The organism is Lentzea sp. NPDC058450, from assembly GCF_042721395.1.
Classification (GTDB): Bacteria; Actinomycetota; Actinomycetes; order Mycobacteriales; family Pseudonocardiaceae; genus Lentzea.
Genome location: NZ_JBHXLO010000007.1, coordinates 44874 through 64013 on the forward strand (window position 1 = coordinate 44874; position 19140 = coordinate 64013).

Genomic DNA, 19140 nt, shown 5'->3' on the forward strand with positions numbered 1-19140 from the left:
CCCGTCCATGCCGTTGGTGCTTGAGTGATGGTCCGGGACTGGTCAGCCGGCCAAGCTCCGGCCAGATCGAGGCGTAGTTAGGGAGCAAGTCCCCTCGGACACAGATGAGCCCCACGAGGTTGATGGAGACATCAGCCCCGTGGGGGTTTTGCTTTGCCGTAACTCGGTGGCCGCGGACGTAGATGATGAAGACATGCGAGCAACGGACGACGCCGGTGACGAGCTCAACGCCGAGTTCGAGGTAGAGCCGGACGGCGACCACCTCGCGTTGGTGATGAGGAGCGCGGGCGGCAAGGTCGCCGGAAGTCCGCACGGCCGCAACCACCAGTACAACGAGGCCCTGGAGCTGCTGCTCCGCCGGCTGCGCGAGCTCGGCGCCGTGATCGTGAGCGGCGTCGTGGACTCCGCCACCGCCAGGAAGCTGCCAGAAGAGCAACGGTCGATCGTGGACTCGCCGATCGTGCTGGCCGAGACGCCCGACGTGGAGGCGCTGCGCAGGAGGCTCGGCCGCGCCCAGGGCCGGATCGGCCAGAACCCGGACGGCAACGCCACCAAGCTGATCCGGCTCCGGCTGCAGATCGCCGGGTACGCCGCCGACGACGCCGTGCGGCTGGCCGCGGAACTGGCGAAACCCTCGAACCGGGGCACGGCGCCGGACGCGTTGGCTCTGCTGCGGTCGCTCATCGGAGACCCCATCACGACGGCGACGGGCAAGGTGAACACCATCGTCGAGGTCACGCCCAAACGGGTGCGGGTGACCACCGAGAAGTCACCTGAGGGTCAGTGGGTCGGCGTCCGCGATGTCGAGGGCGGCCTGGCGAAGCTGTACGGGCAGGGGTCGGTGCTCGTGAACGTCGAGGTGCTCGGGCACCGGTCGTCCTTCGTCGGCGCCGTGCTGCTGACCATTCCCGGCACCACCTGCACCCTCGATCCGGTCGTCATCACGTTGCACGACACGAAGTTCCCGGTGCGCATCCAGAAGTTCGAGAAGCTCGACGGCATCGCGCAGGTCAAGATCCGCAAGGAGCAGAGCGCGCTGCGCAGGTTGCTGCTCGGCGGCCGCACCACCGCGCCCTGCGACCTGTGCGGACACGACTACCCCGGAGACTTCCTCGTCGCGGCCCACATCAAGAAGCGGTCGTTGTGCACCGACGACGAGCGCAACGACCTGGCCAACGTGGCGATGCTGGCGTGCAAGTTCGGCTGCGACAGCCTGTTCGAGTCCGGCCACGTCGCCGTGAACGACACCGGTCGTGTGCTCGTCTGGTTCGAGGAGGGCTTCCGCGGCCGGCTGCACGACCATCTGACGCAGCTGGACGGCCGCGCGTGCGGTGCGCACCGCACCGGCTCGCACCCCTACTTCACCTGGCACCGCACCAACGTCTACCGCGGACTGCCCTGATCACCCCGACGTGCGGGCGCGCAGGATGCCCTCGACCGCCTCGCACAGGGTGTCGCCGATCGGCCCCGGATCCGCCAGGCACCCCGCCGCCATCGCCCCGTCGCGCAGCATCACGAAGTGCCGTCCGTCGAGGTCGGCCGGACCGTCCCCGACGCGCGCGAGCAACCCCGTCACCGTGTCGAGGAACCATTGGCGGTGCGCCAGCACGGCCTGGTGCACGGGGTGTGCGGGGTCTGCGTACTCCGCGACGGCGTTGAGGAACGCGCAGCCGCGGAATCCCTGCCCGTTGATGTGCATGGCGATGCCCTTGGCTACTGCACGGACGGCGTCGGCGTCGGTCGTGGCGGCTGCCACGCCTGCCTCGACGTGGTGGCGCGTCGCCTGGTCCGCCTCTGCCAGGTAGGCGAGGACGAGGTCTTCCTTGCCTGCGAAGTGGCGGTACATCGTCGCCCTGGTCACCTTGGCCTCGGCAAGGATGCGGTCCACGCCGACTGAGTGCAGGCCCTCGGCGTAGAAGAGGCGGCTGGCTGTTTCCAGCAGGCGGGTTCTGGCCTCGGAGATGGTGCTGGTCACCTGCGCCACGGTAGCAGAGAGAACGTTCGGTCTTGACAGCGTCGGGGACGGGCTGCCAGGCTGCGAACGCAAGCAGAAAGAACGTTCTCCCTACCTCAAGGACTGAGTCGTGAGCACCCTTACCGAGTCGCCTGGCCTCGCCCCCGCCCTCCGCACGCTCTACCTCGTCCGCTTCGGGTTCGCGGTGGTGTGGGCGACGCTGCTGTTCGTCACCGGGAGCGAGATCGGGCTGGTCAGCGGCACGTTGCTGGTGCTGTACCCGCTGTTCGACGTGGCTGCGGTCGTGGTCGACAGCCGGACTTCGCGGGGTGGGGCGTCGCTCGCGCTCTACGCCAACATCGCCGTCAGCCTCGCTGCGACGGCCGGGCTGGCGTTCGCGGTGACGTCCGGGATTCCGGCGGTGCTGCGGGTGTGGGGCGCCTGGGCCGTGGTGTCCGGCGTGGCCCAGCTCGTGGTCGGGCTGGTGCGGCGGAGTCACGGCGGGCAGTGGCCGATGATCCTCAGCGGCGGCATCTCGACGCTCGCCGGCACGTCGTTCGTCCTGCAGGCCGGGGCCGAGGGGGCGACGTTGAGCAACCTCGCCGGGTACGCTGCGATCGGCGGCGTCTTCTTCCTGGTGTCAGCGCTGCGGCTGCGTCGCGCTGAGCTCGCTTAGGCGGAACGACTCGGACCGCAGCGGTGACGCAGTCCGCCGAACCGGTCCCGCAGTTTGTCCACAAAGGACTGGAACGCCGTCCTGGGGACGTCGAACAGGGAAAAGGGGCCGCCCAGCCTGGGCGGCCCCTTCCCGAACGTCAGCAGCTACAGGCCCGACTCCGTGGTGCGGACCAGGATCGCGCCGCACTCCTCGCAGCGCACGACCTCGTCGGCCGCCGCCTCCTTGACCTTCGCCACGGCGCTGCGGTCGAGCTCGATCCGGCACGCGCCACAACGGCGGGACTGGATCAGGGCCGCGCCGATGCCGCGCTGCTCGCGCTGGCGGTCGTAGGCCTTGAGCAGGTCGTCCGGGAAGCCCTTGGCCATGACCGCGCGGTCCGCGGTGCGGCGGGTCTCGACGGCTTCGAGGTCGGCCAGCGCCTCGTCGCGACGGCTCGTGGCGGCCGACAGGGTCTCGCCCGCCTTGTCGAGCTCGACGCGGGCGAACGACACGTCGGCTTCTACGGCCTCGCGGCGTTCCATCAGTTCCAGCAGGTCGTCCTCGAGGACGCCCTGGCGGCGCTGCAGGGTGGCGAGTTCGTGTTCGAGGTCGGTGAGCTGCTTGGCGCCCACCGAGCCGGACTGCATCAGCTTGCGGTCGCGCTCCTCGCGGGCGCGGACCTGGTCGATCTCGGTCTCCTGGCGCTTCACGTCGCGGTCCAGGTCGCCCAGCGTCGTCTCGACGGCCACCAGCGCGTCCTGCTTCACGCGCGACAACTGCTCGGCCTCGGCGATCTCGGCGATCTCCGGCAGCGTGCGGCGACGGTGGGTGACACGCGCCAGTTCGGCGTCGACCCCGGCGAGGTCGAGCAGCCTGCGCTGCACTGCTGGGTCGGCTTTCACGCATGTCCTCCTGCTGATGGGCTCGTCGCACCGACGGTCCACGGATCGGTCCGGCGAGTGGAGACGAGTACGTCGACCCTACCGCCGAAGGCCTGCCGCAGGATCTCCGCCGCCTGCTCGCACCACGGCCACTCGCTGGCCCAGTGCGCGACGTCGACCAGCGCGGGACCGCCGGACTCGACGTGCTCCGACGCCGGGTGGTGCCTCAGGTCGGCGGTGACGTAGGCGTCGACGCCCGCGTTCTTGACCGCGCCCAGGAAACTGTCGCCTGCTCCGCCGCAGACCGCGACCCTGCTGATCAGGCGTTCCGGGTCGCCTGCCGCGCGCACGCCCTGGACGGTCGTGGGCAGGGCGTTCGCCACGCGCTGGGCGAAGGTCCGCAAGGACTCGGGCTCGGACAGCTCGCCGATGCGCCCGATGCCGGTCTCCGCCGACGGTTCGGCGGGGTCGAGCGGGCCGGTGACCGTGAGGCCGATGGCCTTCGCGAGGGCGTCCGAGACGCCGTTCAAAGCCGAGTCCGCGTTGGTGTGCGCGCAGTACAGGGCGGCGCGGTTCCGGATCAGCTTGTGCACCAACGCACCCTTGGGGTCGTCGGCCGGAACACCGTTGACGCCGCGCAGGAGCAGCGGGTGGTGCGCGACGAGCAACTGCGCGCCCACCTCGACCGCTTCGTCCACAGTGGACGCCGTGGGGTCGACGCAGACCAGGATCCTGGTGACGTCCTCCCCAGGATCACCGCAGACCAGGCCCACCGCGTCCCACTTCTCCGCGGTCTTCGGCGGATACGCGGACTCCAGGACCGCGATCACGTCGGCGAGCTTCACGCCAGTTCCTCCATCACTACCCGCAGCGCGTCCACGAAGACCGCGAACTCCTCCGGCGGCCGGATCGCGACGCGCAGGTACGTGTCGTCCAGTCCGGGGAACGTGTCGCAGCGACGCACCGCGATCCCCTTGTCCCGCAACGCCTGTCGCGTCCCGCGTGGCGCCCTGATCAGCAGGAACGGTCCGTTCGGGGCAACGACGACGAGATCTTGGAGCTGCTCCACCGCAGCAGCCGCATACCGTTGGCCCGCAGAGGCGAACTCGGCCGACTGGGCCAGCGCCTCCGGCTCGCAGCACGCGGTGATCGCTTCGAGCGTGAGGCTGCCCACCGGCCAGTGCGGACGACCGTGCGCGAGCCGTGCGAGGGTCTCGGGGTCGCCGAGGAGATAGCCGGCGCGCAGGCCCGCGAGGCCCCAGGTCTTGGTCAGGCTGCGCAGCACCAGCACGTCCGGGTCGTGCGCGAGCGACTCGGGTTCGCCGGGCACGGCGTCCATGAACGCCTCGTCCACGACCAGGCGTCCGGGCAGCGCTCTCAGGCGAGCGGCCTCGTGCAGCACGGAGGTGGGGTTCGTCGGGTTGCCGATGACGATCAGGTCGGCGTCGGTCCGCACGTGCTCCGGCAACGCGAAGTCGCCGTCGAGCAGCACGTGGTCGACCGGAATCCCGGCATCGCGGAACGCCACCTCCGGCTCGGTGAAGCCGGGGTGGACGATCGCGGCACGGCGCGGCGCGAGCTTCGGCAGCAGCGCGAAGCCCTCGGCGGCGCCGTTGAGGAGCAGGACCTCGTCCGGCGAGCGCCCGTGACGGCGTGCGACGGCCTCACGAGCGCGCACTTCAGCCAGGTGCGAGGGGTAACGCCCGAGTCCGTCGAGCGCCGCGGCCAGCCGTTCGCGCAGCCAATCGGGCGGGTGCGGCACCCGCACGTTGACGGCGAAGTCGGCGAGGCCTGGTGCGGCGTCGACGTCACCGTGGTGGCGCAGGTCTGGGCTGGTCATCGCCCGGAATAGTAGGCGACGGGCTCAGACCGGCGCGTCACTGCATGTAGCGGCGGAGCTCGGTGAGGTGGCTGATCAGCTCGTCCAGCTGGAACGCGTCGAGCTGCGCGGACTCACCGGGCGGGGTGCGGAAGCAGACGCGACCCTTCTCGTTGAGGTACACCTCGAACGCACGACGACGCCCGAGGGCGTCGGTGCACCCGATGATCTCCCGTTGCGGGGGCACGTCGGTACCTGTCTGCATGGGCGGCCTCCATGTCGTTTGCCCTTACATCTTGCGACAACGGTTGAGCGTTACCGTGCGGCGGCAGCACATAGGCTGCGCGCCATGCAGGTCCACGTCACCTTCGTCTGCACCGGCAACATCTGCCGGTCCCCCGTGGCAGCGCTCGTCTTCCGAGAGTGGTTGTCGCGGGAAGGATTGTCGCACCTCGTACACGTGTCCAGTGCGGGAACGGGCGGATGGCACGTCGGTGACCCCGCCGACCCGCGCTCGCTGAAGACGTTGGCCGACAACGGATATCCCACCGACCACGTGGCAGCTCAGGTCGGTCCGTCTCACCTGGACGCCGATCTTCTGGTGGCCCTGGACTCCGGTCACGCCCGCGCGTTGCGCCGGATGGTCGAACCGGACCGCGTGCGACTGCTCCGTTCGTTCGATCCGGACGCCGACGGCGTGGACGTGCCGGACCCGTTCTACGGCGACGCCGCCGGGTTCGACGAGGTGCTGGTGATGACCGAGGCGGCGATGCCGGGGTTGATCGCGTGGGTCCGCGAGCGGCTCTGAGGACCAAGCGGCAGACGTCCGGAGCCACCGCCGCCGAGGCGGCTGGGCTGCGGTGGTTGCGCGTTCCGGGTGGGCCGCCCGTGCCGTTCGTGCACAGCGCCGAGGGTGGCGTGCTCGTGATGGACGAGATCCCGCACGGCACGCCAGATCTTCAGGCGGCCGTGACCTTCGGGCGCCGGCTGGCGCTTCTGCACCGAGCCGGCGCTGACGCGTTCGGCTCGCCGCCTCCCGGTGGCCCGCGCGAGGCGACCATCGGCCTGGCCCCGATGGTCAACGAACCCGCAGCGGACTGGCCCTCGTGGTTCGCGTCACACCGCATCGAGCCGTACGCGCGGCGGGCGGGCATCGACGTGAGCGAGGTCTGCGCGCGAATCGACACCTTGGCCGGCCCACCCGAACCGCCCGCACGGCTGCACGGCGACCTCTGGAGCGGGAACGTCCTGTGGGGCGCGGACGGCCAGGTGTGGCTGATCGACCCGGCGGCACACGGCGGCCACCGCGAGACCGACCTGGCGATGCTCCAGCTGTTCGGCTGCCCTCACCTCGACCACGTGCTGGGCGCCTACCAGGAGGTCGCGCCGCTGGCCGACGGCTGGCAGGCCCGTGTGCCGCTGCACCAGCTGTTCCCGCTGCTCGTGCACGCCGTGCTGTTCGGCGGCGGCTATCGCACGCAGGCCGAGGCGGCCGCGAAGACCGTTTTGCGAGGTTCGTCCTGACCCAGTGCCACGAGGTCCAGCTCACGCAACTACCGTGAGGTCGTGCGGTTCAAGTTCCTCCTCAAGCCGGGCTGGCTGGCGCTGACCCTGGCCGTCTGGGTGTTCGCGGGTGCCTGCATGTACTTCCTGTCGCCGTGGCAGTTCGGCCGCAACGACGAACGGCAGCAGCAGAACTCCGCCATCACCAAGTCGCTGAAGAGCGACCCGGCGCAGTTCGGGGCGCGGCACGACGAGTGGCAGAAGGTCGAGATCAAGGGCCGCTACCTGCCGGAACTGGAAGCGCTCGCACGACTGAGGACCGTCCAGGGCGAGGCGGCGTTCGAGGTCATCACGCCGTTCGAGACCACGACGGGCCACAAGATCCTGATCGACCGCGGGTACGTGCGGCCGGTCAACGGCATCAAGCCGCCGAACTTCCAGGCCGCCCCCACCGGCGAGGTCACGCTCATCGGGCTCGCGCGGCCCAACGAGTCGAACGACCAGCCCGCGTTCGAGCAGGACGGCCGCAAGCAGATCTACTCGATCAACAACAACGCGGTCGGCGCCGGCATCGAGCCCGGCTACTACCAGCTGATCGAGGGCCAGGCCGGCGCGCTCGACACGTTGCCGTTGCCGCGCATCGAGTCCGGGCCCTTCTTCTCCTACGCGCTGCAGTGGATCGCGTTCGGCGTGATGGCCGTCGGCGGGTGGCTCTACTTCACGATCCGCGAGGCACGGCCCGGTGGCGTGCTGTACGAGGGCCGGACGAAGAAGAAGTCGATCGCCGAGCTACTTGCGGAAGAGAGCGATGAAGGCGCTGACGAACCCCGCGCCGAAGCCGACGACGCGGGACAGCTCCACGGCTCGCGTCACGTGACCTGAGTCCGGGTTGCGGCCGTGGCCGAGCACCGGGCGTTCCTCGACGCCGTGCGCGTAGACGGTGCGGCCGCCGAGCCTGATCTCCAACGCTCCGGCGAACGCCGCCTCCACCTGGCCCGCGTTGGGCGACGGATGGGCTGAGGCGTCCCGGCGCCAGGTCTCCAGCGCCTGCGAGGCCGAGCCGCCGACGACCGGGGCGCCGCCCACGGTCAGCAGGGCCGCCAGCCGGGACGGCAGCAGGTTCAGGACGTCGTCCAGGCGCGCGGAGGCCCAGCCGAACCGCAGGTAACGCGGCGACTTGTGGCCCACCATCGCGTCCAGCGTGTTGGCGGCGCGGTAGCCCAGCAGCCCCGGCACACCGGCGACGGCTCCCCAGAACAACGGCGCCACGACGGCGTCCGAGGTGTTCTCGGCCACGGACTCGACGGTCGCGCGGGCCAGGCCGAGGGTGTCCAGCTTCGAAGGATCGCGACCGCACAGGGACGGCAGCCGGTCGCGGGCCGCGTCGAGGTCGCCGTCGGCCAGTTCGCGGCCCATCGACGTGCCCTCGGTGGCGAGCGAGTTGCCGCCGAGCACCACCCAGGTCGCGAGGCCGGTCGCCAGCGCCTGGGCGAGCCAGTGGCGGCGCGCGACCCGTTCCACGGCCACGCCGAGCGCGACGGTGCCGCCCACGAGAACAGCGGAGTGCACGACCCCGTTGGCCTCCGAGTCGCCGTAGAGGCGCTTCTCCACGGCCGCGGCGGTCGACCCGAATGCCGCTACCGGGTGAAATCGGCGTGGATCTCCGAAGACCGCGTCCGCCGCCACGCCCAGCAACAACCCCAACGCGCGACCCGCGCCCACGGCATCCTCCCCAGCTCGTAGGAGGCACGGTATCGCCGCATCACACCGGCGCGCGCATTAGGGTGGCCGGTCGTGGAGCACAAGCGGCTGAAGTTGTACGCCTACCTGGACGCGCGCGATCACCAGCGCACGTACCTGGCGATCATGCGGCTGTTCACCTCCACGTTGCTCGCGGACCTGAGTGCGGGAGAGGTCGCCGGAGCACTGGCCGGACAGGAGCGCGAGGGCCGCGTCGAGCAGGGCGAAAGCCGCATCGAGAACGTCATCAACCGCCTCAAGCAGCTGGTCGAGTGGGGCAACCTCGTCCAGGGCCGGCGGGAGGTCGTCGCTGCCAGCATCGCCGAGTTCCAGCACGGCAGCGTCCGCTACCAGGTCTCCAAGCTCGCGGTCCGCGTCCAGCGCGACGTCGACGAGCTGCTCCGGGTCCCCGAAGGCGCCCGCGAGGTCTCCCGCGAGCTCCTCCCCGCCATCGAGCGCGGCCTCAACGAGCTGGGCGGCAGCCTCTCCGTGGCGCTGCTCAACGAGGGCGACAAGACCAAGGAACTGCTGGCCGAACGCGTCACCACGCTGTTCCTCCAGCACGCCGAGCTCGCCGCGACGGTCCGCGACTTCTACGCCTACCTCGGCCAGGTCGTGACGCGGAACCACCTCGCTCCCGAGGAGATCGCGGGCTTCCGCAACCTGCTGGTCGAGTACATCCAGCGGGTGGTCGAGGACGTCCTCAAGTACACGCCCCCGATCGCCGAGGCCCTGGCCGGACTCACCAAGGCGCGCAGCGAACTCGTCCGGCTCCTCGGCACCGACCTGGGCCAGAACGTCGAACGCGCCCGCGGCCGCACCCCGGAGGACTGGCAGGAGCTGACCGACTGGTTCGTCGACCGCCCCGGCCGGCCGAGCCAGGTCACGGCGCTGCGAGAAGCCACCGCCCGCGCCATCGGCAGCCTGCTCGCGAGCGTGAAGCGCGCGACGTCCGGCGGCGGTCTGCTGCCGGGCCGCCGGGCCGAGCTGCTCAAGCTCGCGAGCTGGTTCCAGAACTCGACCCGCGAGGAGGCGCACGAGATCTACGCCTCGGCGTTCGGTCTCTACAGCTCCCGCCACCTCTCCCCCGCCCCCGAGCACGACTCGGACAACGAGCGCACGCCGTGGCGCGACGGCCCGGTCTGCGACGTCACGGTGAGCGTCAGAACCCGAGGCGACCGGGGTGGGCGCGGCAGGCCGTCCAGGATCCTCGACGACCCGATGACCGAGCAGTCGCTGCTGGCCGAGGCGCGGGAGGCCGACGAGATCCGCGCCCGGCACGTCGCCGAGCTCACCCAGGCCGCCGGAAACCTGGAGAACACCACGCTCACGCACGGCGCGCTGGAGGTCTTCTGCGAGCTGCTGACGCTCGCGATGGCCCAGCGCGACTCGCCGAACGACAGCGGTGCGGCGAGCGACCCGGTGCGCGGCCTCAAACTCGAGATCGTCCCCGGCGCCACGACGCAGATCCGTTCCGCCGCCGGAACTCTCACCCTGCACGACGCGACGGTGGCACTGCAAAAATGAACCACTTGGACAACCTCTCCGACATCGACGCCGCCAACGTCGTGCGCTGCGCCCGCACGTTGCTGCGCCGGCCGTTGCTGCGCAGCGACGGCCCCGACGGCGAACTGCTCAGCCTCGTCTACCGGCACCGCGCGGTGCTCCAGGACCTGTTCGCGGGCCTGCTCGGCTACCGCCTGGTCGTGGAACGCCGGTTCGCGCGCCTCTACAAGTCCGGCCCCGGCAACGACGACACCCGCGGCGTGCTCAGCATGTCCCCGCGCGGCTACGCCTACCTGGCGCTCACGCTCGCGGTGCTGACCGGCATCGGCCGCCAGACGTTGCTGTCCAGGCTCGTGGCCGACATCCGTTCCGCCGCAGCGGAAGCGGGCATCGACGCACCGGACGACGTCGCCGAACGGCGGGCGCTCACGGCCGCGCTGCGCCACCTCGTCTCGCTCGGCGTGCTGCACGAGACCGAGGGCTCGGTCGCGCAGGACCTGCTGCCGCAGGAAGCGCTGATCACGATCGACACCGACCTGCTGGGCCAGCTCGTCACCGGCCCGGTCGGCGAGGCCACGTCCCCGGCGCACCTCGTCGAACTGGCGGCGCGCCCCGGCCCGCGCGGGGTCGAGCACGCCGTGCGGCGCAGGCTCGTCGAGACGCCGCTGGTGCTGTACGCGGACCTGCCGGACGAGCAGGCGGAGTGGCTGCGGCGCAACCAGCGCAAGGAGACGGCGTTGCTGGAGCAGGCTTTCGGCCTGCACACCGAGTGCCGCGTCGAGGGCGTGCTCGCCGCAGACCCCGAGGACTTCCTCACCGATCTCTCGTTCCCGGGCGTCTCGACGGTCGCGCGCATCACGCTGCTGGCGTTGCCTGACCTGATCGACGGCGAGGACGAGGACGCGCCCGCCCGGTACGTCGTCACCGTCGAACGCCTGCGCGAGGTCTGCGCCGGTCTGGTCGAGGACTACCCCGCGGCGTGGTCGAAGCAGTTCACCGACGACCTCGACCGCCTGGTCGCCGAGGTGACAGAACTGTTGCGGCGCATGGGTTTGGCCGTGCGGACGGAAGACGGCGCGTGGTCGATCAGCGCGGCCGCGCACCGCTGGCTGCCCTCGCCCGACGGCGACCCCGAACGTGAACAACAACCCGAACCCGTTGTGGTGCGAGAAGTACCGAGCTGGTCCCTGTTCGACGAGGAGAACGTTTCATGAGCAGGTGGCGGCTGCACCGCGGCGGCGTGGTCAACATCTGGCAGTACACCGAGCAGACGTTCGACTTCTCCGGTGGCCGCGCGATCTTCCAGGGCACCAACGGTTCCGGCAAGTCCCGCACGCTGGAGCTGCTGCTCCCGCTGTGCCTCGACGGCGACCTGCGCCAGCTCGGCTCGAAGGGCTTCGACACCGTCAGCCTGCGCCGCCTGATGCTCGACGACTACGACGGCGGCCCGAACCGCATCGGCTACGCGTGGGTCGAGCTGATCCGCGAGGCCGCCGACCACTCCGGCAACGAGTACCTGACGTGCGGCCTCGGCGTGAAGGCGTCCAAGACCTCGCAGGCCATCACGGACTCGTGGCGGTTCGTCACGCCGATGCGCGTCGGCACCGAACTCCAGCTCGCGGGCCCGGAACGCGTCCCGCACGGCCCGGCGCAGCTGCGCGACCTCATCGGCGCCGACTGCATGTTCGAGGAACCGGCGTTCCGCGCGAAGATCGCCGACGCCGTCTACGGCGTGCCTGCCGCCCGGTACGGCGACCTGCTGCACCTCCAGCGGACGCTGCGCAACCCGGACGTCGGCCTGAAGGTGCTGGAGGGCCAGCTCGAACAGATCCTGTCCGACGCCCTGCCGCCGCTGGACCAGGCGATGGTCGAGCAGCTCGCGACGTCGTTCGACGACCTGGAGTCGATCCGCGAGAACATCGTGCGACTGTCCTCAGCGGACAGTGCGCTCGGCACGTTCCTCAAGACCTACCGGGACTACGCGTTCGGCGGGCTGCGCAGCGCGTCGGAACGGCTGGAGGGCGCCGAGAAGTCGGTGACGAAGCTGCGGCGCGAGCAGGCGAAGCTCAGCCAGGAGCTCGACCTCACCCGGATGGAGCGCTCGGCGTCCGAGCAGGCGCTCACCGACATGGAGACCGGCGAGCAGCAGGCAGAGGAGACCATCGCGGCGCTGAAGGAGCTGCCCGCGTTCCGCGATCTCCAGGACCTCAAGACGCGCGAGAACCTGGTGGCGGAGAAGCGTTCCTCGGCCGTCGCCGCCCTGGAGACCGCCCACCGCCAGCGCGCGCAGGAGGACGCGGCCGTCGACGCCGTGCTGCGGCTGCTGCGCCGCCTCGCCGAGGACCTCCAGGCGGCCGACGCGTTGAGCGAGCCGTTGCGCGAGAACCTGCGGCTGGCCGGCATGGACGCCGACCTGGCGCCGGACGTGCCGCAGGTCCCGGCCGCCGAGGCGTCGGTGACCACGGCCTCGGTGCGCGCCAAGCCCGATCCCGAGGCGGGGCCGCTGCCGATCGAACGCCGGGTGCCGCCGGCCGCCGCGACCGAGGACGTGCTGACGGCGCTGACGTCGGTGATCGACCAGGCCTCCGACATCGCTTCCCTTGCGCGCCAACGGGGTGCGCTGGCGCTGGCGTTGCACGAGCAGGCTCTAGCCCTGGACGCGCAGCACCGCGAGGTGGAGTCGTTGCGGCAGAAGGCCCGCGACGCCCAGCTCGGCGCGACCGAGTCGACGTCGCTGCGCAATCAGGAGATGCAGGAGCTGGCCGAGGTCGTGCAGGCCTGGCTGGAGCAGGTCGAGGTGTGGACGACGAGCGGCCCGCTGCGCGACGACCGCCCCGCCGACGCCCTGGTGCTGCCGCGGACCGCCGACCCGGCCGCCGCGAAGACGTTGAGCACCACCGCCCGCGAGTGGGCCGGACCGCTCGTGCAGACGGCCCGCGACGCCGCGCACGCGTTCACCCAGCAACGCGCCGACCTGCGTGCCCGCCTCGACACGCTGGACGAGGAGCTCGTCGGCCTGCGGTCGGGCAACGAGCGGGTGCCGGTGCCGGGCCAGTACACGTCCGCGTCCCGCGATTCCGCTGTGGGCGCGCCGTTCTACCGGCTGGTCGACTTCGTGCCGGCGCTGACCGACGACGAACGGGCGGGGCTCGAAGCGGCGTTGCAGGCGAGCGGCCTGCTGGACGCGTGGGTGAGCACGGCCGACGCCTCGCTGGAGGACGTGCTGGCCGTACCGCGCCCGGCAGCCGAGGGCCGATCGCTCGCCGACTACCTGGTGCCCGCGGTCGAGGGATCGCCGGTGCCCGAGTCGTTCGTCGCCGACCTGCTGCGCGCGGTGTCGCTGGACGACATGACGACCACCGGTGACTGGCGCACGGGCGTGCTGACCGGCCGCTGGACCAAGCCGGAGGCCGAGTTCATCGGCGCCGGCGCCCGGCAGGCCGCGCGTGGCCGTCGAATCGGTGCGCTGGAAGAGGAACTGGCCGATCTGCGCGGCCAGCTCGGCACCGCCGAGGACGAGCTCGCCCGCGCCCACGAGCACGTCGCGACGTGGGAGGCGCACCTCGCGGCGTTCCCCGCCGACGGTGAGCTGATCGCGAAGCACAGCCGCGTGCAGGCCGCCGACGAGTCCGCCGCACGGTCGCAGCAACGGACGTTCGAGCTGCGGGAAGCGTTGGAGAACGCCCACTCCCGGCTCGAAGCCGCGCGGTCGGAACTGACCCGGCAGGCCGGGGACGCCGACCTGTCGTCCGACACGGAGGCTTTGCGCGCCGCCCAAGCCGCCGCCTCCGAGGCCCAGCGGACCGCCGACCTGCTCGGTGACGCGGTGAAGAGGCGGTGCCAGGGCACGATCTCCGACCTCACCGACGCGTCGCACCGCTACCACGAGGCCGTCGCCGACCGGCAGACCGCCGAGACCGACGCCGACAGCCGGTGCGTCGACTACGCGGCCCAGGCGGGAACGCTGGCCGAGCTGACCGACGCGGTCGGCGGTGAGGCCAAGGAGATCAGCGAGCAGCTGACGTCGCTGGAGAAGTCGCGCAAGAAGATGCGCGAGGATCTCAAGGGCGTGCGCGAGAGCATCACGACCGCGCGCGAGCAGGCGGCGAAGCTGGAAGCGTTGCTGGAGACCAACTCCACGCAGGTGGAAGAGGCCGCGGAGGCACGGGACCGGGCGGCCGCGAACTTCACGGCCACGGTGCGCGCGCCGGGGCTGGTGGCGGCGGCGTTCCCGGAGCCGGTGGACGGTTCCGCCGAGGACACCGGCGCCACGCTCGAAGCCACCGTCCGCCAAGCCCTCGCCGAGACGCCTGATCGGCGCGGTGGCACCGAGGCCACGGTCATCGCGAAGCTCCAGGCGTTGCAGACGTCCCTGGCCGGCAGCCACGACATCGCCGCCGAGCAGCACGCGGGCCTGCTCACCGTCACCGTGACCGGCGAGGAGGGCGCGAAGCCGGTGGCCGTCGCCGCCCGCCAGGTGACGACGAAGCTGACCGAGCAGCGCGGGTTCCTCGACGAGCAGTACCAGGGGATCTTCGCCGACTACCTGATCCGCGACCTGGCCGAGTGGCTGCGCGGCCAGATCACCGTCGCCGAGGACCTCACCAAGCGGATGAACGAGGTGCTCGGCCAGGCGCGGTCCAGCCAGGGCGTGCACGTCAAGCTGGCCTGGAAGTCGTCGAGCGCGCTGGACGACGCGACGCGGCAGGCGCTTGCGCTGGTGCGCTTGCCGTTCGGCGAACGCACGCCGGAGCAGGACGCCACGCTGCGCCGCGTCTTCACCGAGCGGATCGAGAACGAACGCGACGCGCACTCCGGCGGGTACGCCGAGATCCTGTCGCGGGCGCTCGACTACCGGACGTGGCACCAGTTCACGGTGACCGTCGCCGACACCGGCCCCGACGGCGGCCCGCGCGAACGGCGGCTGAAGCAGCTGTCGTCCGGTGAGACCCGGCTGATCTCGTACGTGACGCTGTTCGCGGCGGCGGCGAGCTTCTACGACGCGGTCAGCGACGAGTTCGACCCGCTGCGCCTGGTGCTGCTGGACGAGGCGTTCGAACGGCTCGACGACCCGACCATCGCGCGCATGCTGGGGTTGCTGGTCGACCTCGACATGGACTGGGTGATCACCTGGCCGAGCGGCTGGGGCGTGTCGGACAAGATCCCGCGCATGCACATCTACGACGTGCTGCGGCCCAAGAACGGCCGGGGCGTCGCGTGCACGCAGACCACGTGGGACGGCGCGGCGCTGGACCGGATCGACCCCTAGAAAGGCACCTCGGTGCTCATGGGAGCGGTGCCGCGGCCACCGATGGCGCGGCAGAACTCGACGGCGTCGAACTCCAGCGCCGGGCCTTCGCCCCAGGTGCCGCCAGCGGGCCCGGTCAGCGTCAGCGCGACCGGGCCGCCGTGCCGTGCGAGCCACTCGCGCACGACGTCGTCGACCAGCACACCGTCGTGCGCGGCGGTGAGTTCCAGGGGTTTCCCGGTGGCCAGCGCGATGTCGGTGCGGTGCATCCACGGGTCGCGGGTCATGATCACGTCGGAGAGGAACCCGAGCGTCCAGGCCTCGTCGGCGCCGTTGACGCGCTGGGTGCCGGGCATGCGGCGGCCGCGCACGAACCACGGCATGCGGCGGCGCGCCCTGGCCGCTTTCGGGGCGATCTCGACGAGCCGAGCGACGATCGCCTCGGGTGTGAGGTCGGCGCGTTCCTCGACCTGCAACGCCGTCAGCTCGTCGATGAACACGCCGTCACGGGCCTGCGCGGCCCTGACCTGACGCAGGTTCTCGCGGAAGGACGCGGACATCTCGGCCATGCCGAGCACGTGCGTGGCCATCGCGCGCACGTCCCAGCCGGGACAGCAGGTGGGCTTCGCCCAGTCGTCCGGTTCGAGGCCGGAGAGCAGGGCGATCGCCCGGTCGTACTCGGTCGCCGCGAGTCGCATCGCGGTGTCGCGGTCGAGCGCGGACGTTCTGGGTCCGGCGTCCAGTGCGGTGGTCATCTCGAGCTCCTGAGGGTTGGTCCAGGCAGGCCGACCTCGTCGGCGAGCATGTCGATCACGCGGGGCAGCTGCTTCAGCCAGCGGTCGCCGCCCGGTTCGTTGGCGAGCTGGCGGTCGAGCAGGCCGCCGCACAACGCCAGGAACAGGTCGACGTCGGCTCCGTCGGTCACGCCGAGGCCGCGCACGATCTCCTGCAGCAGGCCCATGACCTCGACGGACGGGGCGTAGGCGGCCTCCGACGGCGTGAAGCCGGGGACGGCGTGCTGGTTGAGCAGCTGGTAGCGGGCGGGGTCGGCGAGCGAGAACGCGAAGAAGTGCTCGGCGATCGAGAGCAGCGCCTCGCGCGGTTGTTCCGGCAGCTCGTGCCGCCTCATCTCGTCGAGGTAGAGGGTCCACGCCTGCCCGAACATGGCGTCGTAGATGGCGTTCTTCGAGTCGAAGTGCGAGTACAGCGACGGTGACCGCATCCCGATCATGGCCGCGACCTCGCGCAACGTGACGGCGGCGAGCCCGTCGCGGCGCGCGATCTCCCACGCGGCGTCGACGATCTCCCGCCGGGTCGCCTCACGCCGTTCGGCTTGCCTATCACGATTAGGCAGAACGCTCATGGTTAGGGAGACTCCCCTCGCCAGCGCTTTCTGTCAAGCCTCAGTGGCACGGCTCGAAACGTCGACGTGCGAACTCGTGGTCAGACGGGCGCATCGTGGTACCGCCAGGCGTCCTGCTGAGCGCGAGTTCACCGCCGACGTTTCGAGCCGTGCCACTAGGTTGGGGGCGTGAACATGGACTCCCCGGAGCTCGCGGACTTCTGGCGCCTCGCCCGCGAGACCATGGAGGGCGGCGGCCGGTCGGCGTTCAGCTTCCGCGTGGAGGACGACCGCACCGCGACCGTCCTCGGTGAGCTGCTGCGCAAGCCCGTCGCCCATCCGGCCCGCCGCCAGATCTCGCTGGCACGCCTGGACGAGCACGTCCGCGCGCACGGCAGCACGTTGCCCGAGGTCCTGGAGTCAGTGCACGGCAGGCCGATCGCGATGTCGACGACCGAGCAAGCGTCCACAGCGGACGCCGTGCTGAAGTTCGCGTTGCGGGAACACGGCCTGCTGCAGGAACCCTGGGCCGCCGAGTGGGTCGAGCACGTCCGGCGCTACGGCAAGATCCCGCAGCCCGCGCTGCCGATGATCGCGAACCAGGCCGCGTCGATCCTCGCCCGGCTGCGCGCCGAGCCGCGCCGGTGGACGACCCGCTTCGCCTTGGCGGGCAACGATCTCGACGAGGGCCGCCCGCTCACCCGCGTGCTGACCAAGGCGTTGCAGCTCGCCGGCACCACCTGGGAACGCTCCGGCGTCCTGTCCGACGCCTACAGCGACCCGGTGCTGACCTCGCAGGGTTACCTGTCGCTGAACGACACCCTCGACGCCGCCGAAATCACCGTCGTGCGCAGCCCGCGCCTGCTGGAGTCGGGGATGCCCGGCCCGTTGATGGTGCTCCCCCACGGTCTGACGCCGCAGGCCAAGCACCACCTCGACGGCAAGACCGTGTTGTGCCACAACGACTTCACGCCCGAGGGCCTGCGCGTCACCAACGAGGTCCTCGCCTGGACCGGTGGCACGGCGTGGCGGATGTCCGCCGCCGACTACCGCGACGCCGTGGCCACGTTGATCGCGCGCGGAGTCGAACTGCCGACGCTGAACGCCCACCCGGAACCCGCGAGCTGGGACCCGGATCTCGCCGGCACCATGGCCACCACCGGCCTGATGGTCACCGAGGAGCACCTGCTGCCGTCACTCCTCTGACGGCGCGAACCTCCGCACGTCCCAACGGCCGTGGCCCTCCAGCAGCTTGCGGCCGATCCGGCGCAGGTCGGCGAGGTCGCGGTCGTTCAGCAGCCCGGTGAACTCCTCGGCCAGCGACGCCCGGTACACCGGCGCCGTCGTCCCCAGGCACATCTCCTCGCCCTCGGGCGTGAGCACGGCGATGACCAGCCGCCGGTTGTCCGCGGGCTGCTCCCTCGTGACCCAGCCGCGCGCGACCAGCCGTTCGACCAGCCTGGTCATGCCGGAAGGGCTGACCTCCAGCAACTCGGCGAGCTCGGACATCCGCAGCCGCCCGCCGCTGTGGTGCAGCCGGAAGAGCGCCGCGTGCTCCAGCAGCGAACACCCGGCTTCGGCTTCCATCCGCCGCCCGATCGCGGCCGTCACGGCGTCCACGCCCTGCTGCGCGTACAGCCACGAGTAGATCGGCTCCGTCACCGCCCCATCCTAAAACAGGTTTGACGGCGCGACATTTTCACACTCAAATGTTGAGCATGAAAACTTTGAGGATCGTCATCACCGGATCCACCGGCACGCAGGGCGGCGCGGTGGCCCGCCTGCTGACCGAACGCGGCCACGACGTCCGCCGCATGACCCGCAACCCGACCACCGCCACCGACGTCCACGGCGACCTCGACGTGCCCTCGTCCCTGCGCGCCGCCTTCGCGGGCGCGGACGGCGTCTTCCTGATGACCCCGCTGAACAGCGACAATGAGGTCGCCAGGGGCAAAGCAGCCGTCGACGCGGCAAGGCACGTCCCGCACGTCGTCTTCACCTCGGCCACCAACGCCGACCGCGGCACCGGCATCCCGCACTTCGACACCAAGGCGGAGGTGGAACGCCACCTGACCGAGAACCACCCGCACTGGACGATCCTCGGCCCGGCCGCGTTCATGGCCGCGACGGGCCCTGTCGCCCTGCCGATCCCACCCGACCTGAAACTGCACGTCGTCGCACCGGAGGACATCGCGGCAACGGCCGTGCTGGCGTTCGAGCAACCGGCGCGCCTCCGCCACCGCCGCGTCGACCTGGCGAGCGACCTCCTGACCGGCCCCGAGATGGCCGCACTGCGCGGCACCGAGTTCGTCCAGGTCCCTCCGGAGCAGGCGGAGCGGTACTCCCCCGACCTGGCGGCGATGTTCCGCTACTTCACCGAGACCGGCCTCGACCTGGACCTGCCCGCCCTGCACGCGGAGTTCCCCGAGATCGGCTGGCACACCTACGCGGCCTGGCTCGCCCGCGCGGAGTCGAGGCGGTAGCCGCGG

At 71.1% G+C, this 19140-nt stretch carries 19 protein-coding genes; 10 read left to right on the forward strand and 9 right to left on the reverse strand.

From position 1 onward, the window contains the following. The first annotated feature begins 193 nt into the window (after positions 1-193). A complete protein-coding gene (locus ACFWNN_RS13395) occupies positions 194-1402 on the forward strand; it encodes an HNH endonuclease (RefSeq protein WP_382440164.1) in 1209 nt (402 codons plus the stop codon). Here ACFWNN_RS13395 and ACFWNN_RS13400 read toward each other — a convergent pair whose 3' ends face one another. Next, complete coding sequence (locus ACFWNN_RS13400; protein WP_382440400.1) at positions 1403-1963, reverse strand: TetR/AcrR family transcriptional regulator; 561 nt, start codon at positions 1961-1963, stop codon at positions 1403-1405. 121 nt (positions 1964-2084) lie between these two features. Between ACFWNN_RS13400 and ACFWNN_RS13405 the strand changes: the two genes are divergently transcribed. After that, a complete protein-coding gene (locus ACFWNN_RS13405; protein ID WP_382440165.1) occupies positions 2085-2630 on the forward strand; it encodes a hypothetical protein in 546 nt (181 codons plus the stop codon). A 146-nt stretch (positions 2631-2776) separates the two neighbouring features. On the opposite strand, the gene ACFWNN_RS13410 is transcribed toward ACFWNN_RS13405, so the two are convergent. From ACFWNN_RS13410 to ACFWNN_RS13425, 4 genes are read right to left on the reverse strand one after another with little or no spacing between them, the layout of a single operon-like run. Beyond that, entirely contained in the window at positions 2777-3514 is a 738-nt protein-coding gene (locus ACFWNN_RS13410) for a zinc ribbon domain-containing protein (protein WP_382440166.1), read from the reverse strand. Beyond that, positions 3511-4338: a Nif3-like dinuclear metal center hexameric protein gene (locus ACFWNN_RS13415; protein ID WP_382440167.1), complete on the reverse strand. Its 828-nt coding sequence runs from the start codon at positions 4336-4338 to the stop codon at positions 3511-3513. The genes ACFWNN_RS13410 and ACFWNN_RS13415 overlap by 4 nt, the downstream gene beginning before the upstream one ends. Beyond that, positions 4335-5333, reverse strand: a complete 999-nt coding sequence (gene cobC / locus ACFWNN_RS13420) for an Rv2231c family pyridoxal phosphate-dependent protein CobC (protein ID WP_382440168.1) — start codon at positions 5331-5333, stop codon at positions 4335-4337. The genes ACFWNN_RS13415 and cobC overlap by 4 nt, the downstream gene beginning before the upstream one ends. Positions 5334-5370: 37 nt before the next feature. Then, positions 5371-5577, reverse strand: coding sequence for a hypothetical protein (locus ACFWNN_RS13425; RefSeq protein WP_030472678.1), 207 nt, complete (start codon positions 5575-5577; stop codon positions 5371-5373). Positions 5578-5661: 84 nt separating this feature from the next. On the opposite strand from ACFWNN_RS13425, the gene ACFWNN_RS13430 reads away from it, so the two are divergent. From ACFWNN_RS13430 to ACFWNN_RS13440, 3 genes are read left to right on the forward strand one after another with little or no spacing between them, the layout of a single operon-like run. Beyond that, positions 5662-6120 carry a low molecular weight protein-tyrosine-phosphatase gene (locus ACFWNN_RS13430; protein ID WP_382440169.1) on the forward strand — a complete coding sequence of 153 codons (459 nt, stop codon included), beginning with the start codon at positions 5662-5664 and terminating at the stop codon, positions 6118-6120. Continuing rightward, positions 6099-6836, forward strand: coding sequence for a fructosamine kinase family protein (locus tag ACFWNN_RS13435; protein ID WP_382440170.1), 738 nt, complete (start codon positions 6099-6101; stop codon positions 6834-6836). Before ACFWNN_RS13430 ends, ACFWNN_RS13435 begins: the two co-directional genes overlap by 22 nt. 42 nt (positions 6837-6878) lie before the next feature. Continuing rightward, positions 6879-7697, forward strand: a complete 819-nt coding sequence (locus ACFWNN_RS13440) for an SURF1 family protein (RefSeq protein ID WP_382440171.1) — start codon at positions 6879-6881, stop codon at positions 7695-7697. Here the strand turns inward: ACFWNN_RS13440 and ACFWNN_RS13445 are convergent. Next, positions 7605-8537, reverse strand: coding sequence for a cobalamin biosynthesis protein (locus ACFWNN_RS13445; RefSeq protein WP_382440172.1), 933 nt, complete (start codon positions 8535-8537; stop codon positions 7605-7607). The genes ACFWNN_RS13440 and ACFWNN_RS13445 overlap by 93 nt on opposite strands. 72 nt (positions 8538-8609) lie before the next feature. Between ACFWNN_RS13445 and ACFWNN_RS13450 the strand changes: the two genes are divergently transcribed. Genes ACFWNN_RS13450 through ACFWNN_RS13460 form a run of 3 tightly spaced genes read left to right on the forward strand, consistent with a single transcriptional unit; the run spans position 8610 to position 15330 of the window. Next, positions 8610-10082, forward strand: a complete 1473-nt coding sequence (locus ACFWNN_RS13450) for a DUF2397 domain-containing protein (protein WP_382440173.1) — start codon at positions 8610-8612, stop codon at positions 10080-10082. Beyond that, positions 10079-11275 carry a TIGR02678 family protein gene (locus ACFWNN_RS13455; RefSeq protein ID WP_382440174.1) on the forward strand — a complete coding sequence of 399 codons (1197 nt, stop codon included), beginning with the start codon at positions 10079-10081 and terminating at the stop codon, positions 11273-11275. The genes ACFWNN_RS13450 and ACFWNN_RS13455 overlap by 4 nt, the downstream gene beginning before the upstream one ends. Next, positions 11272-15330 (forward strand): TIGR02680 family protein, encoded by a 4059-nt coding sequence (locus ACFWNN_RS13460; protein ID WP_382440175.1) that lies wholly within the window; start codon positions 11272-11274, stop codon positions 15328-15330. Before ACFWNN_RS13455 ends, ACFWNN_RS13460 begins: the two co-directional genes overlap by 4 nt. Here ACFWNN_RS13460 and ACFWNN_RS13465 read toward each other — a convergent pair. Both ACFWNN_RS13465 and ACFWNN_RS13470 read right to left on the reverse strand, forming a co-directional pair. Further along, entirely contained in the window at positions 15327-16064 is a 738-nt protein-coding gene (locus tag ACFWNN_RS13465) for a maleylpyruvate isomerase family mycothiol-dependent enzyme (RefSeq protein WP_382440176.1), read from the reverse strand. The genes ACFWNN_RS13460 and ACFWNN_RS13465 overlap by 4 nt on opposite strands. Continuing rightward, on the reverse strand, positions 16061-16672 hold the full coding sequence (locus tag ACFWNN_RS13470) for a TetR/AcrR family transcriptional regulator (protein WP_382440177.1): 612 nt from the start codon (positions 16670-16672) through the stop codon (positions 16061-16063). The genes ACFWNN_RS13465 and ACFWNN_RS13470 overlap by 4 nt, the downstream gene beginning before the upstream one ends. A gap of 174 nt (positions 16673-16846) precedes the next feature. Between ACFWNN_RS13470 and ACFWNN_RS13475 the strand changes: the two genes are divergently transcribed. Next, positions 16847-17857 (forward strand): DUF2399 domain-containing protein, encoded by a 1011-nt coding sequence (locus ACFWNN_RS13475; protein ID WP_382440401.1) that lies wholly within the window; start codon positions 16847-16849, stop codon positions 17855-17857. On the opposite strand, the gene ACFWNN_RS13480 is transcribed toward ACFWNN_RS13475, so the two are convergent. Continuing rightward, positions 17846-18313: a MarR family winged helix-turn-helix transcriptional regulator gene (locus ACFWNN_RS13480; RefSeq protein WP_382440178.1), complete on the reverse strand. Its 468-nt coding sequence runs from the start codon at positions 18311-18313 to the stop codon at positions 17846-17848. The two genes, ACFWNN_RS13475 and ACFWNN_RS13480, sit on opposite strands and share 12 nt — an antisense overlap. 56 nt (positions 18314-18369) lie before the next feature. Between ACFWNN_RS13480 and ACFWNN_RS13485 the strand changes: the two genes are divergently transcribed. Next, positions 18370-19134 carry an NmrA family NAD(P)-binding protein gene (locus ACFWNN_RS13485; protein ID WP_382440179.1) on the forward strand — a complete coding sequence of 255 codons (765 nt, stop codon included), beginning with the start codon at positions 18370-18372 and terminating at the stop codon, positions 19132-19134. Positions 19135-19140: the final 6 nt, after the last annotated feature.

What these genes read in the sequence shown, in the direction of transcription:
- ACFWNN_RS13465 (WP_382440176.1), bottom strand. Translation starts at nt 16,064, where the DNA reads ATGACCACCGCACTGGACGCCGGACCCAGAACGTCCGCGCTCGACCGC.
- ACFWNN_RS13475 (WP_382440401.1), top strand. Translation starts at nt 16,847, where the DNA reads ATGGACTCCCCGGAGCTCGCGGACTTCTGGCGCCTCGCCCGCGAGACC.
- ACFWNN_RS13455 (WP_382440174.1), top strand. Translation starts at nt 10,079, where the DNA reads ATGAACCACTTGGACAACCTCTCCGACATCGACGCCGCCAACGTCGTG.
- ACFWNN_RS13485 (WP_382440179.1), top strand. Translation starts at nt 18,370, where the DNA reads ATGAAAACTTTGAGGATCGTCATCACCGGATCCACCGGCACGCAGGGC.
- ACFWNN_RS13460 (WP_382440175.1), top strand. Translation starts at nt 11,272, where the DNA reads ATGAGCAGGTGGCGGCTGCACCGCGGCGGCGTGGTCAACATCTGGCAG.
- ACFWNN_RS13425 (WP_030472678.1), bottom strand. Translation starts at nt 5,577, where the DNA reads ATGCAGACAGGTACCGACGTGCCCCCGCAACGGGAGATCATCGGGTGC.
- ACFWNN_RS13395 (WP_382440164.1), top strand. Translation starts at nt 194, where the DNA reads ATGCGAGCAACGGACGACGCCGGTGACGAGCTCAACGCCGAGTTCGAG.
- cobC (WP_382440168.1), bottom strand. Translation starts at nt 5,333, where the DNA reads ATGACCAGCCCAGACCTGCGCCACCACGGTGACGTCGACGCCGCACCA.
- ACFWNN_RS13430 (WP_382440169.1), top strand. Translation starts at nt 5,662, where the DNA reads ATGCAGGTCCACGTCACCTTCGTCTGCACCGGCAACATCTGCCGGTCC.
- ACFWNN_RS13470 (WP_382440177.1), bottom strand. Translation starts at nt 16,672, where the DNA reads ATGAGCGTTCTGCCTAATCGTGATAGGCAAGCCGAACGGCGTGAGGCG.